The following is a 13,598-nucleotide window of genomic DNA, read 5'->3' on the forward strand; positions in this document are numbered from 1 at the left end:
TAACTAAACCCTCCGGGGCGCTAGGCGAGGTGGGTCGGGGCAAAGAGACCGATCCGGGCCTCCACGACCACAACGTTCGGCCCCGCCGCCGCGAAGGACTCCTCGAGCGCTTCGCGGACAGCGCCCGGTGAACAGCGGCGGGCCGGGACACCAAAGGATTCCGCGAGCTTCACGAAGTCCGGCCGCGCCAGTTCCGTTGCCGTGGCCTTGCCAAAGGCGTCCTCCATATATTCGCGCAGGATCCCGTACCCGCCGTCGTCGACAATGAGCCAGGTAACGGCGGCATCATGCTGCCGAGCCGTGGCCAGTTCAGCGATGGAGTACATTGCCGAGCCGTCCCCGGAAACCGCCAGTACCCGCTCCCCCAGGCCGAGCGCGCCGCCGATGGCGCCGGGGAAGCCGTACCCGAGTCCGCCGGCCCCCTGGGCGGAGTGGAACTGCCCGGACCGTGCGTCCCAGCAGCTCCAGGCCCAGTAGGCGGAAATCGTCATGTCCCAGTAGGTCTGCATTTCATCCGGAACGGCGGCCCGGATATCAGCCATGAACCGGCGCTCCAGGGCGAGGTCCTGTGCATCCAGCCGCGCCTGCACCCGGGCCAGGGCCGCGGCCGCCGTTTCCTGCGCCGTGTGTCCGTGCCAGTCCGGAGGTTCAACCGTCGCGGGCAGTGCCGCGTCCAGCGCCTCCAGCGCCTGACGCGCATCGGCGCGAATACCGAGAGCCGGCGCGTTGGACTCCAGCACCCGGGGCTCCGCGTCGATCTGGATAATCCGTCCGCGCGGGGCCATGGTGAAGTAATTTGAGGTCACTTCCCCCAGCGAGGACCCGATGACCAGCAGCACGTCGGCATCCTCCAGCAGGTCGGTCATATGCCGGTCCTCCATCCACGACTGCAAAGACAGCGGATGCTCCCAGGGGAAGGCGCCGTTGCCCCCGGGCGTGCAGATCACCGGTGCCTGAAGCTTTTCGGCGATGGAGAGCAGGGACTCCCCGGCCCCGCTGCGGCGCACTCCCCCGCCGGCGATAATGGCCGGACGCCGGGCGCCGGAGAGCCACTGCACGGCTTCCTTCACCAGTTCGCTGCGCGGCGGGTTGTCGAATGGTTCGGCCAGGGCGTCTTCCACCGACGGCACCAGCACGGGGTTCAGCAGGACGTTCTGCGGCACCTCGATCCACACCGGCCCCATCGGTGAGGAGATGGCCTCGGTCCAGGCATCCTGGATGGCCGACGGAATGCCCGAGGCATGCAGGATCAGCCGCTGGCTCTTGGTGACATTGGCAGCGGAGGCCTTCTGGTCATCAAGCTGATGCAGCATGCCCCGGCGCCGGGCACCGAGCCCTTCGATCGGAAGCTGGCTGGCCACAACAATGAGGGGCACACCGGTGGCATAGGCTTCCTGCAGGCCGGCCAGTGCCGTCAGCGCCCCGGGGCCGGTGGACAGGAAAACCACTCCCACCTGCCCTGTGGCCCGGGAAAAGCCGTCGGCGGCAAACGCGGAGTTGTTTTCCACCCGGGAGGAAATGAACTCCAGCCGCGAGCGGGAGAGGGCGTCAAAGAGGCCCAGGGCGTGCTGGCCGGGAATTCCGAAGACCTTGGTGGCGCCCAGTGCTTCAAGTGTTTCCACCACCAGGTCGCCGCCGTTGCGGGCAAGTCCGGTATCGGCTGCGGCGCTCATGCGGGCAGTCCCATCAGGGTGATCAGGTCATAGGCGACATGCGAGGCGGCCACCGCGGTGATGTCGGCATGGTCGTAGGCGGGAGCCACTTCGACGACGTCGGCCCCCACGAGGTTCAGTCCGCGCAGTCCGCGCAGGATCTCCAGCAGTTCCCGGCTGGTCAGTCCGCCCGCTTCGGGAGTGCCGGTCCCCGGGGCGTGGGCCGGGTCCAGGACGTCGATGTCCACGGAGATATAGAGCGGCCGGCCGCCGATCCTGTCCCGCAGTTTCGCCACCACCTCATCCACCCCCTGGCGGAAGACGTCGGAGGAGGTCACGATGCCGAAGCCGAAGCGGCGGTCCTCGTCAAGGTCCTTCTTGCCGTACAACGGACCGCGGGTACCCACATGCGACAGCGCGTCCGTATCCAGGAGCCCTTCCTCCACTGCCCGGCGGAAGGGGGTGCCGTGCGTATATTCCGCGCCGAAGTAGGTGTCCCAGGTGTCCAGGTGCGCGTCGAAGTGCAACAGGGCAACCGGAGTGCCGGCGCGTTCGGCGGCGGCACGGAGCAGCGGCAGGGCAATGGTGTGATCCCCGCCGAGGGTCAGCAGCCTCGCACCGCCGCCGGTCAGGTCCAGGGCGTTCTGCTGCACGGCCTCAATGGCCTCATGGATGCTGAACGGGTTCACCGCCATGTCGCCGGCGTCCGCCACCTGCAGGTTCCCGAAGGGTGACGCGTCCAGCGCCGGGTTATATGGACGCAGCAGCCGGCTCGCTTCCCGGACGTGGTTGCCGCCAAAACGTGCGCCGGGCCGGTAGGAGACACCGCTGTCAAAGGGCACCCCGACCACGGCCACATCGGTCCGCTCCACCTGGTCCAGCCGCGGCAGCCGGGCGAACGTGGCTGCGCCGGCGTAGCGCGGCACCAGTGCGGCATCCACCGGACCGGTGTTGCCGTTGGCGCTGACGCGGGGAAGGTCATCCATGGGTCTCTCCGGATCCGGCGCGGGCGTCATTGCCCGCACGCATGTTATCTGTGAGTAATCAAAAGTTTACCGAAAGGCTAAAGTGGAACTGTGCTCGGGGTCAAGACTAGGCTGAGAGCATGGCGGCCCACGATAACAGCGCAGACCCTTCCTTCGACGTCGACGTCCTGATTGTCGGGGCCGGCCCGACCGGCCTGGCTCTGGCCGCCCAGCTCAGCGCCTTCGGCACCAGTTTCCGCATTATCGACCGGCGGCAGACTCCGGGCACCGAGTCCCGTGCCATCGCCATTCAGCCGCGCACACTCGAGGCGCTGCGCCCCTTCGGCGTCGGTGAGGAGCTGGCGGCCGCGGGCCGTCCGGCACGCCAGCTGCAGCTGCACCTGCCGGAGGAAACCCTGAATGTGGACCTCTTTGACTCCGGTTTGGAAGACTCTTCCTACCGGCAGCTGCTGTTCCTCTCCCAGACAGAGACTGAACGCATCCTCACGCAGTACCTGCTCTCCCGCCGGGTGCGGATTGAGCGCGGCGCCGAGCTCCAGGACCTGGACCGGCTGGACCCGGAAGACCCGTTTGCCGGCATGGAAGCCAAAATCCAGCGCATGGACCGCGGCATCGAACGCATCCGTGCCCGCTACGTGGTGGGGGCCGACGGCGCCAACAGCTCGGTCCGCGCAAAGGCCGGCATGGACTGGCGCGGCTCAGCATACCCGGACACTTTTGTCCTGGCGGATGTCGAGATTGACGGCGCTGAGCCGGACACCGTGCACTCCTACCCCACCGATGACGGCTTCCTTTTCCTCTTCCCGCTCGGCGGCCCGGCCACCTGGCGGATGATCGGCATCAAACCGCGCGGGGACAACACCCAGACCACCCTCGAGACACTCCAGAAGCTGGCCGACACCTTCACCCGCGGAGAACTGCAGGTACGCGATCCGCAGTGGATCAGCACCTTCCGGCTGTCCCACCAGGTGGCGGAGTACTTCCAGCGGGGATCAGTGTTCCTGGCCGGCGATGCTGCGCACGTGCACTCCCCCGTGGCGGCGCAGGGCATGAACACCGGCATCCAGGACGCGCTGAACCTCGGCTGGAAACTCGCGCTCGGTGCCCGGGAGTTGGCCAGCGACGAACTCATCGACAGCTATGACGCCGAGCGGCGCCCGGTGGGCCGGGACATCGTCTCCGCCACGGACCGGATCTTCAAGCTCGCCACCAGCCGCAGCGGTCTGGCGAAGCTGCCCCGCACCAAACTCCTGCCTGCCCTGGCCCCGAAGGTCATGGGCTGGGACGGTCTGCGTTCGCACCTCTTCCGGACCATGTCGCAGCTGAACGTCAATTACCGCGGCTCCGACATGGTGCAGTCCGGCAGCTCCCGACTGCCGGGTTTCCTGACCTCCGGTCCGCGCCCCGGTGACCGCCTGCCGGATGCCGATGTGATCCATCAGGGCCGGGAGCGCCGGCTGCAGGATCTTGCAGTGGCGCCGGGCTTCACGGTGTTGCTCTGCGGCCCGGGATGGCCGCAGGACGCGGCCCATCAGATCCAGGCAGCAATGCCCCGTCTGGCGGGGGTGTTGAACGTGAAGCAGCTGATGGCAGGCAGCAGCCTGATCGCCGGCGGGCCGGGCATCATCCAGGATGTCAGCGGCCTCGCGTTCCACCGTCTGGGCCTGAGCTCCCGCCGCCCGGAGCTGCTGATCATCCGGCCCGACGGCTACGTGGGCTACCGCTCAGCGGGCCGGGACGTGACCGGAGCGGTCAGCTACCTGACGCAGCTTACGGAGCCGGCCACGGAACCGGCCCAGCCCGCCCAGCTGTAGACCACGGACTGCCCACCGGCCTGACACCGGGCCAGCCGTTACGCGCTGCCGGGCCCGACCAGGGTCCACAGCACGATGGCTTCCCGGCTCCCGGGGTTGCGCCAGGAATGCGGCTCGCGCCCGGGGAAGGTGACGGTGTCACCGGCACCCAGATCCAGCCGCTCGCTGCCGAGAATCAGCTCGAAACGGCCCTGCACCACGTGCAGGACTTCGACCTCGCAGTCCACGGAGTACAGGTCCGCTTCGCCGGCACCACCGGGTTCAATAACGGAGCGGACCACTTGGACCCGGCGCTCGGTGCGCGCGGTGACCAGGCGCTCCACAATCCCGTCGCCGCCCAGGCTGATCCGCGGGGCATCCTCCCACCGGGTCAGGTTAGTCTGGGGCGCCGAAAACAGGTCTCCGATGGAGATGGAGAGCACCTGGCACAACGTCACCAGGGACGCGACCGACGGTGACGTCAGGTCCCGCTCCATCCGGCTGAGGAAGCCCTTGGTCAGCCCGGTGGCATCGGCCACCTGCTCAATGGTCATGTGCCGAGCCTGCCGGGCGGTTCGGATGCGCACGCCGATCGCCACGGGTGCGTTAGTCGGTTCTACGGGCAGGGCCTTCACGGGTAGCCCTTCAGCTTTCCGCCGATTCCATCTCGGGTTGTTTCTCCGGATCCGGAACCTCGGCGAGCTCCTCAATGTCCTCGCCCTTGTCTTCCCCGGTCCAGACCTTGATGACGGCCCAGCCCACGGCGGCAATCGGCACCGCCAGGATGGCTCCGATAATCCCGGCCAGGATGGTTCCGGCGGCCAGGGCAAGCAGGATAACCAAGGCATGGATGCTCAGCGACTTGCCCATCACTACCGGCTGCAGGAAGTTTCCTTCGATCTGGTTCACGGCGATGATCACCACCACCACCACCAGCGCCACAATCGGACCGTTGGCTACGAGGGCAATCAGGGCAGCGAACACTCCGGCCGCCGTTGCACCTACCAGCGGGATGAAGGCACCGACAAACACGATCACTGTCAGGGGCAGGGCCAGCGGAACCTGCAGGATGAACAGGGCCGCACCGATACAGACGGCATCCACCAGTGCCACGATGGCAGTGCCGCGGATGTAGCCGCCCAGGACCTCCATCACCCGGAAGCCCGAAATGCGGGCCTTATCGCGGCGCTCTTCAGGGAACCACCGCAGGAAGAACGCCCAGATCCGGTCTCCGTCCTTGAGGAAGTAGAAGAGCACCACTGCCATCAGCAGGAACCCGGTGATAAATGACGTGGCCGCGGAGAGGCCGGCTATTGCCCCGTTGCCAACCGTGCTGCTGGTGGCGAAATCGATGGCAGTATCCCGGGCATCCCGGAGCATGTTGTCATCGATCGGCAGCGGACCGTTCTCGATGAAGTCATAGAGCTTGTCGAAGCCCTGGACCGCCTGGCCAACCAGTGAGGACCACTCGCTGCGGATGGCGAACACGATTCCGGTTACCAATCCGCTGAAGATTGCCAGCAGGAGCAGGAAGGACAACCCCGTCGCCAGTGCGCCGGGCCATCCCTTGCGGCGCAGCCAGTTGACGAACGGAGCAATCGCTGCGCCCAGGATCAGGGCGAGCAGGACGGGAATCACCACCAGCGTGATCTGCCGGAGTCCGTAAACGGACACGGCCACCAGCACCAGGATCAGGAGGATCTGGGCTGAACGCTGCGCCGCATGGCCCAGGGGGCCGCTCCAATACCGGCCAGGCCTGGCGTGCTCGGCGTCGGACGGCCGATCCTTCCGCTGCGTGCTTGATGCGCTCATGTCCGCTCTCTCTGCTCAGGGCTTTTTCGGGGCACCGGCAGCACCGGCGTCATGGGTGGCGGGGGCTGTGCCCTGGTCTGGTGCAGCGGGTGATCCGTGGTTGCCGTTCTGCAGGTTGTCGCGGACATGCCGGCGCAGAACCTTGCCGATCAACGAACGTGGCAGTTCCTGGATTTCCACGATGCGCCGTGGGACCTTGTAGGCGGCCAGCTCGTTGCGCACATAGGCACGCAGCCCCTCCGCGTTGAATCCGGAGCCCGGTTTGAGCACCACGGCAGCCACCACGTCCTCACCGCCTTCGGTACGGGCCATGCCCACCACGGCGGCGTCGTCCACGGACTCGTGCCGTTTCAGTGCGTCCTCCACCTCGGACGGGGACACATTGAAACCGCCGGTGATGATCAGTTCCTTAATCCGGTCCCGGATGGTGACAAATCCGTCGTCGTCCGCGGAAACGATATCGCCTGTGCGGAACCAGCCGCCCTCGAGCAGCGCCGCCTCAGACTCACGGGGCTTGTTCCAGTAGCCGCCAAAGACCTGCGGGCCCTTGATCAGCAGTTCGCCGGGGGTGCCGTGCTGCACCTCAGCGGTGGGGTTTTCCGGATCCACAATACGGATGTCGGTCTCCGGGAACGGCACACCCACGGTACCGGGCTTGCGGGTGGGGCCAAACGGGTTGCCCAGTGCCACCGGTGACGTTTCGGTCAGCCCGTAGCCTTCAATCAGGTGCCCGCCGGTGGCGGCTTCCCAGATTTCCACCGTTTTGGGCGGCAGGTTCATGGCTCCGGAGATCGCGAACCGGATGCCCTTCAGCGAGACACCCCGTTCCTTTGCGGCAGCCGCCAGCCGGTCATAGATCGGCGGCACCGCGGGCAGGAAGGTGGCGGGAGTCTTCTTCATGGCCTGCAGCGTGAGGTCCACATCGAACTTCGGGAAAAGCACCAGGCGTGCACCCATGCTCATGGCGAAGGTCAGTGTCAGCGTCAGGCCGTAAGCGTGGAACATTGGCAGCACGGCGTAGAAGGTTTCCTTGCCGGGGCGCAGTCCCTGCACCCAGGCCCGGCCCTGCGCGGCGTTCGCCATCAGGTTCGCGTGCGAGAGCATGGCGCCCTTCGGATCGGCCGTGGTGCCGCTGGTGTACTGGATGGCGGCCAGATCCGCGGACTCCGGGCGCGGGTGCCGGCGGCGCAGCGGACGGTTATCCAGCAGCGCCTTCCATGCCAGCACTTCCCTGGTGCCGCTGCGCGGCCGCTTGTCTGTGGTCAGGGCCGCACGGGAGGTTCGCGCTTTGGCAACAGGCAGCTTCAGTGCCAGCCGGTTGGACAGCGGCATGGCCTCGATCAGGTTGACCGAGATGATGGTGTGCACCGGAATGTCCGCGGGCAGGTCCTGGACCCGCTGTACGGTCTTGTCCCAGACAATGGCTACGGTGGCACCGTGATCCTCGAACTGGTGCCGCAGTTCCCGGTCGGTGTAGAGCGGGTTGTGCTCCACCACTACGGCGCCCAGCCGCAGGACGGCGTAGAACGCCACCACATGCTGCGGGCAGTTGGGCAGCACCAGCGCCACTCGGTCCCCCTTGCCCACACCCAGCTTCTGCAGCCCCGCCGCGGCACGGCGGATCTGTTCGCCCAGCTCGGCGTAGCTGGTGGTGGCACCGAAGAACTGGAGAGCCGTTTTGGCACCGAACTTGCGCACTGATGTCTCCACCATGTCCACCAGGGAGCCCTCGGGAAGGCTGAAACTCTTCAGGACCCCGTCGCCGTATTGACGGGTCCACGGACGGTCCGGATGCGAAACAGGAAAGTTATTGCTCACGTAATTGACTTTAGCGCCTGCCCGGCTTCGCCTTAAGCTATTGCGTCTGAGGCCAAACCGTGCCTTCCCGCGCGGCAGCGGTTTTCTGCAGCAGGATCGACTACACTGGTGCGTCGAAGGGGAGTAGCTCCGGCCTGGTCCGCGGCTTAGACGATGTCTGAGCAGACGCGGCCTGTCAGTCCGCGGCCTGTCGACACACTGGACGCTGCGGCGTCCCGGCAGTCCACCCGCCGGCACCAGCCGCGGGCGAGCGAGACCTTCGGTCAGAAGAGTCGTATCTAAACTGGCCGGATCCCCACACGTTTCCGGTCCCTGTCAGGAGCACCGTGAACCCCTCCCCCTCGCCGGACAGCTCAGGCGAAACCCCGCACTCGCCCACGGCGGCCGATCGCAGGCGCTGGCGACAGTACCTGGCGGACGAGCAGGCCGAAGCCGCAACCTATCGGTACCTGGCGGAACGGCGCGAGGGGGAAGAGCGGGACATCCTGCTTGCCCTGGCCGAGGCGGAAGGACGCCACGAAGAGCACTGGCGTGCACTGCTGGGCGACGACGCCGGGCGCCCCCTGCGCCCCTCCCTCCGCAACCGCATGCTTGGCCTGCTGGCCCGCCGGTTCGGTTCGGTGTTTGTGCTCGCCCTGGCCCAGCGGGCCGAGGGCCGGTCCCCGTACGCCGAGGATCCGAATGCCACCAGCGCCATGGCTGCTGATGAACAGATCCATGAAGAAGTGGTCCGCGGTTTGGCAACCCGCGGCCGGACACGGCTTTCCGGCAACTTCCGCGCGGCTGTGTTCGGCGCCAACGACGGTTTGGTGAGCAATCTCGCCCTCATTATGGGCATTGGGGCCACCGGAGTTTCCAGCACCTTCATCCTGATCAGCGGCCTCGCGGGCCTGCTCTCCGGCGCCTTGTCCATGGGCGCCGGGGAATACGTCTCCGTCCGCTCCCAGCGCGAACTCCTGGATGCCTCCCGGCCCACGCAGATCACCCTTTCCGCGGCCAAGTCGCTGGACATTGACGCCAATGAGCTGGTGCTGGTCTACCGGGCCCGGGGCATGTCCAAGGAGGCAGCCGAGCACCGGGCGGCCGAGCGGATGGGGCTTTACAGCTGCGACTGCGACCCGAGCTTCTCGCTGAATCCCGAGGCTGACGAGGCGGGCGGGTCCCGGGATGACCACGAGTCTGTGGGTACGGGGCTCGGCGCAGCCGCATCCAGCTTCTGCTTCTTCGCCTCCGGCGCGGTGATCCCGGTACTGCCGTACCTGTTCGGCCTGACCGGGCTGACCGCCGTCGTCCTCTCCTGCGTGTTGGTGGGCCTGGCACTGCTGATGACCGGCGCCGTCGTGGGCCTGCTCTCCGGCGCTTCACCGCTGAAGCGTGCCCTGCGCCAGCTGGCCATCGGTTTCGGCGCTGCCGCGGCCACCTATCTGCTGGGCATGCTCTTCGGCACCACCGCACTCTGACCGTTCCGGGCCCGGCGGGACGCGCGAGAATGACGTTCCGCAGAGGCAGTCAATCTGCCGTTTCTCACCGGGAATCCGGCCTGTGATCCAGGCCCGCGGGACACCTTGCGATTTGACTTGGGCGAGTGCCGGCCGCAACGTTGAAAGGAACACACTCGCGAATTATGTAAAGGGACGCAGAGTCGGGGCGCGTTGCTTTTATAGATCCCGGGGGCGTGCGGGCATGGTTTTGCCCCGCCGCCGGGAGTGGGTTGCCCGTCTGCCTGCCCGAGTCCGTCACATGGATTCGGGCCCTTTGCGCTGACATAAGGAAAGGCCTATGGCTACCACAGAAGGTCCGCCGCGCGACTCCGGGGTGCACGACGGCGATCCCGCCGATTCCGCAAGACTCGCCATCACCATCGAGGAAACCACTACGTCCTCGCTCCCGGTGGTGGAGCAGGAGCACGAACTCGTTCAGCTGATGATCGAAGGCCAGCGGGAGCAGGAGAAGGCCCTCAGCCGTGAGGTTCCGGCGAAGCTGGACAAGCTGCTCTTTGCCGTCACCGGCGTCCTGGCTCTTGCGTTCATTGCGTGGGGCTTCTTCGGCACGGAGAGCCTGTCCTCGGTCTCCCAGACAGCGCTTGACTGGGTGATTACCAACGCCGGCTGGTTCTTTGTGCTGCTGGCCTCGTTCCTCGTGGTGTACGTCATCTGGCTGGCTGTTGGCCGCTTTGGCCGCATTCCGCTGGGCCAGGACGGTGAGGAGCCGCAGTACAAGACAGTCTCCTGGATCGCCATGATGTTCTCCGCCGGCATGGGCATCGGCCTGATGTTCTACGGTGTGGCCGAGCCCCTGTTCTACTACATTTCCCCGCCGCCCGGCACGGTGGATCCCCAGACCCCGGAGGCCCTGCAGACCGCCATGGGAACCTCGCTGTTCCACTGGGGACTGCATCCGTGGGCCATGTACGCCGTGGTGGGTATTGCCATGGCGTACGGCACCTACCGGCTGGGCCGCAAGCAGCTGATTTCCTCGGCCTTCACCTCGCTCTTCGGCGCGAAGCGGGTAGACGGCCCGCTGGGCAAGGTCCTGAACATCTTTGCGATCTTCGCGACGCTCTTCGGCACCGCGGCTTCCCTGGGCCTGGGCGCCCTGCAGATCGGCAGCGGCCTGCAGTCCGGCGGTTTCCTGGGGACGGTGGGCACGCCCATCCTGGTGGCCATCGTCGCCATCCTCACCGGCTGCTTTGTGGCCTCGGCTGTCTCCGGCATTTCCCGCGGCATCCAGTGGCTTTCCAACATCAACATGGTGCTGGCGATAGTCCTTGCCGCCATCATCTTCGTGGTGGGCCCCACCCTGTTCATCCTCAACGTGGTTCCGGCCGCCATCGGCGACTACGCCGCCAACATGGCACAGATGGCATCGCGGACCGAGGTCACCGGCGATGAGTCCATGCGCGCATGGCTCTCCAGCTGGACCATCTTCTACTGGGCCTGGTGGCTGTCCTGGACGCCGTTCGTGGGCATGTTCATTGCCCGCATCAGCCGGGGCCGCACCATCCGGCAGTTTGTCACCGGCGTGCTGCTGGTGCCCTTCGCCGTCAGCGTTGTCTGGTTCTCCATCTTCGGCGGCGCCGCCATCGGCACCCAGCAGGAAGCAGCGGCCAACGGGACTGACGGCCTGGTCACCATGGTGGACGGCGAGCCGACCATTTCCTTCGACGGGTCCCTCTTCGATCTCTTCGCCGCCCTGCCGATGCCTAACCTGCTGGCCGGCGCCGTCGGCGTGCTGGCAATGATCCTGATCGCGATCTTCTTTGTCACGGGAGCGGATTCAGCGTCCATTGTGATGGCCTCGCTCAGCTCCAACGGTGCGGAAAACCCGCCCCGCGGCGTGGTGGTCTTCTGGGGCATCCTCACCGGCGCCGTTGCTGCGGTAATGCTGCTGGCCGGCGGCGATGAACCTGCCGAGGCGTTGGACGGCCTCCAACGGATCACCATTGTGGCGGCGTTGCCCTTCGCCGTGGTGATGCTGCTGCTAACCGTCGCACTGGTCAAGGACCTGGCCAGGGATCCGCTTTCGCTGCGGCGTAAGCTCGCGGTATCCGTTGTGGGCCGTGCCATCCAGGCCGGTGTGGAGGAACACGGTTCCTCCTTCGACCTGCACACCACGGAGCACGACGACGGCCAGGATGCGGGTGCGCCGGCAACGGCTGCGTCCCGGCGTGACGAGGACGGCGACGCACCTGACGGCGGTGCCCGCAGCGGCAAGTAGCAGGTACCGAGCCGCACCAGCCCGCATCATCCCGGAATGCCTCCGCACCCTGTGTGCGGGGGCATTCCGCATATCCGGACGGTTCATTCCTCCAGCCGCCGTAAACCACAGGCTGTCGCAGCACAATAGACAACGCCGAAAATACCTCCACTATGAATCCAATTCGTTGAGGAATGCTTGCGCCTGTGCCTTTCCTCTCCATAGTCTGCGGAAAGTTACCAGCTGGTAACCACTCTTTTCCCCACAGACAATGAGGTCATTATGAGGAAACATCTGGGCGTTTTGGCGGTTGCCGCAGCATTGCTGGGACCCACACTGGCCGCTGTACCCGCCACGGCCGCACCTGCTGCCCCTGCCGCCGCGGCACCTGCCGCGCGCACCGACGTCGTCGTCACCAGCTTTGACGGCACGCCTATCCATACCAATTTCTTCCCGGCCAGCGGGCTCGCCGCCGGGCAGCAGGCTCCCACCGTGATGGTGGGGCCCGGGTTCGGGCTCCCCGGCGGACGACTGCCCGTCACATCCACCAGCACCCTCATCGGTTCCATCGGCATCGCCCCGCTGCGGGAGGCCGGCTACAACGTGGTCACCTGGGACCCGCGCGGGTTCGGCCTCAGCGGCGGCGAGGCCTATGTGAACAACCCCGCCTACGAAGGGCGGGACGGCTCGGCCATTATCGATTACATCGCTGCACAGCCGGAAGCGAGCCTGGATGCCCCCGGGGATCCCGTGCTGGGCATGGCCGGGGCCTCCTACGGCGGCGGTATCCAGTTTGTCCTCGCTTCCCAGGACCAGCGGGTGGACGCGATCACCCCCACCATTGCCTGGAATGACCTGACCACCAGCCTTTATAAGGCGGGCTCGTTCAAGAGCGGCTGGGGTGCCCTGCTCTGCGCCGAAGGCACGGCACTGGGCCAGCTGGGGTCCCTGGTGGGCAACCAGGGCGCCCTGGCGGCTCCGGTCCGCAAGGCGTGCAAGGAAGGGCTGACCTATCCCAACCAACTCAGCGCCGAATCCATTGCCTACTTCGAGTCGCTGACCCCGGACACGATGTTCACGTCCATCACTGCGCCCACCCTGATTATCCAGGGCACCGCGGATACCCTGTTCACCCTCAATGAGGCCACCCGTAACTATGAGCTGATCAGCAGCACCGGCACCCCCACCACGATGCTGCAGTTCTGCGGCGGGCACGGCCTGTGCAACTCCACGGCCGGCCCGGACCGGATCACCCCGGCGGTGCTGAACTGGTTCGGCAAATACCTGCGGGACCAGCCGGTGGACACCGGCGCGGCCTTTGAATTCATTGACCAGCACGGTGTCACCCGCGCGGCTCCGGGCTACCCGGAAGCCACCGGCTCCCTGGCGGGCACCGGAAAGGGATCCATGCTCCTCTCCCCCGCCGCGGTCAGCGGGGCAGTGGTTGCGGCGGCGGTAGCACCGGTAGCGGTCAACGTACCGATCGCGTCACCGGCGGTCACCACCTCGGTCTTCGGTGCCCCGCAGCTCACCCTCACGTACCGCGGGTACGCGCCGCAGGGCAGCACCCACGTGTACGCGCAGATCATCGACAAGGCCCGCGCGTCCCTGGTGCTGGGCAACCAGGTGACGCCGGTGCCGCTGGTTCTGGATGGCAGGGAACACACTGTGACCGTGCCCTTGGAAGAGGTGTCCTACACGGTGACGTCCGCCAGCAGGTTGGTGCTGCAGGTAACCCCGGCCACGTCCGTCTACGCGCTGCCGAAGGCCACCGCCCTGACCAGCTTCAATGCTTCAGTGACGGTGCCTACGGTCGCGGCATACCCTGCCGTTCCCTAACG

Annotated in this window: 9 protein-coding genes; 4 read left to right on the plus strand and 5 right to left on the minus strand. The window is 66.6% G+C overall.

Going from position 1 to position 13,598, the window contains the following annotated elements; all coding sequences use genetic code 11:
- Positions 1-20: 20 nt before the first annotated feature.
- Both AC5RTS_RS04265 and speB read right to left on the minus strand, forming a co-directional pair.
- Positions 21-1,673, minus strand: coding sequence for a thiamine pyrophosphate-binding protein (locus tag AC5RTS_RS04265; RefSeq protein WP_493990830.1), 1,653 nt, complete (start codon positions 1,671-1,673; stop codon positions 21-23).
- A complete protein-coding gene (gene speB, locus AC5RTS_RS04270) occupies positions 1,670-2,638 on the minus strand; it encodes an agmatinase (RefSeq protein WP_493990831.1) in 969 nt (322 codons plus the stop codon). The genes AC5RTS_RS04265 and speB overlap by 4 nt, the downstream gene beginning before the upstream one ends.
- Before the next feature lie 119 nt (positions 2,639-2,757).
- Between speB and AC5RTS_RS04275 the strand changes: the two genes are divergently transcribed.
- Positions 2,758-4,452 (plus strand): FAD-dependent monooxygenase, encoded by a 1,695-nt coding sequence (locus AC5RTS_RS04275; protein ID WP_493990832.1) that lies wholly within the window; start codon positions 2,758-2,760, stop codon positions 4,450-4,452.
- A 38-nt stretch (positions 4,453-4,490) separates the two neighbouring features.
- Here the strand turns inward: AC5RTS_RS04275 and AC5RTS_RS04280 are convergent, their stop codons facing one another.
- From AC5RTS_RS04280 to AC5RTS_RS04290, 3 genes are read right to left on the minus strand one after another with little or no spacing between them, the layout of a single operon-like run.
- Complete coding sequence (locus tag AC5RTS_RS04280; RefSeq protein ID WP_493990833.1) at positions 4,491-5,066, minus strand: helix-turn-helix domain-containing protein; 576 nt, start codon at positions 5,064-5,066, stop codon at positions 4,491-4,493.
- Between the two features lie 10 nt (positions 5,067-5,076).
- Positions 5,077-6,243 carry an AI-2E family transporter gene (locus AC5RTS_RS04285; protein WP_493990834.1) on the minus strand — a complete coding sequence of 389 codons (1,167 nt, stop codon included), beginning with the start codon at positions 6,241-6,243 and terminating at the stop codon, positions 5,077-5,079.
- Positions 6,244-6,258: 15 nt separating this feature from the next.
- Positions 6,259-8,061 carry a long-chain-fatty-acid--CoA ligase gene (locus AC5RTS_RS04290; protein ID WP_493990835.1) on the minus strand — a complete coding sequence of 601 codons (1,803 nt, stop codon included), beginning with the start codon at positions 8,059-8,061 and terminating at the stop codon, positions 6,259-6,261.
- 326 nt (positions 8,062-8,387) lie between these two features.
- On the opposite strand from AC5RTS_RS04290, the gene AC5RTS_RS04295 reads away from it, so the two are divergent.
- The 3 genes from AC5RTS_RS04295 (at position 8,388) to AC5RTS_RS04305 (ending at position 13,596) form a co-directional block, all read left to right on the plus strand.
- Positions 8,388-9,521 (plus strand): VIT1/CCC1 transporter family protein, encoded by a 1,134-nt coding sequence (locus AC5RTS_RS04295; RefSeq protein ID WP_493990836.1) that lies wholly within the window; start codon positions 8,388-8,390, stop codon positions 9,519-9,521.
- A gap of 319 nt (positions 9,522-9,840) precedes the next feature.
- The gene (locus AC5RTS_RS04300) at positions 9,841-11,778 is read left to right on the plus strand and encodes a BCCT family transporter (RefSeq protein ID WP_493990837.1); all 1,938 of its coding nucleotides are present in this window, start codon (positions 9,841-9,843) and stop codon (positions 11,776-11,778) included.
- A gap of 261 nt (positions 11,779-12,039) precedes the next feature.
- Positions 12,040-13,596: an alpha/beta hydrolase gene (locus AC5RTS_RS04305; RefSeq protein ID WP_493990838.1), complete on the plus strand. Its 1,557-nt coding sequence runs from the start codon at positions 12,040-12,042 to the stop codon at positions 13,594-13,596.
- Positions 13,597-13,598 lie beyond the last annotated feature (2 nt).

The sequence above is a fragment of the Arthrobacter sp. MDT1-49-2 genome, assembly GCF_059090185.1.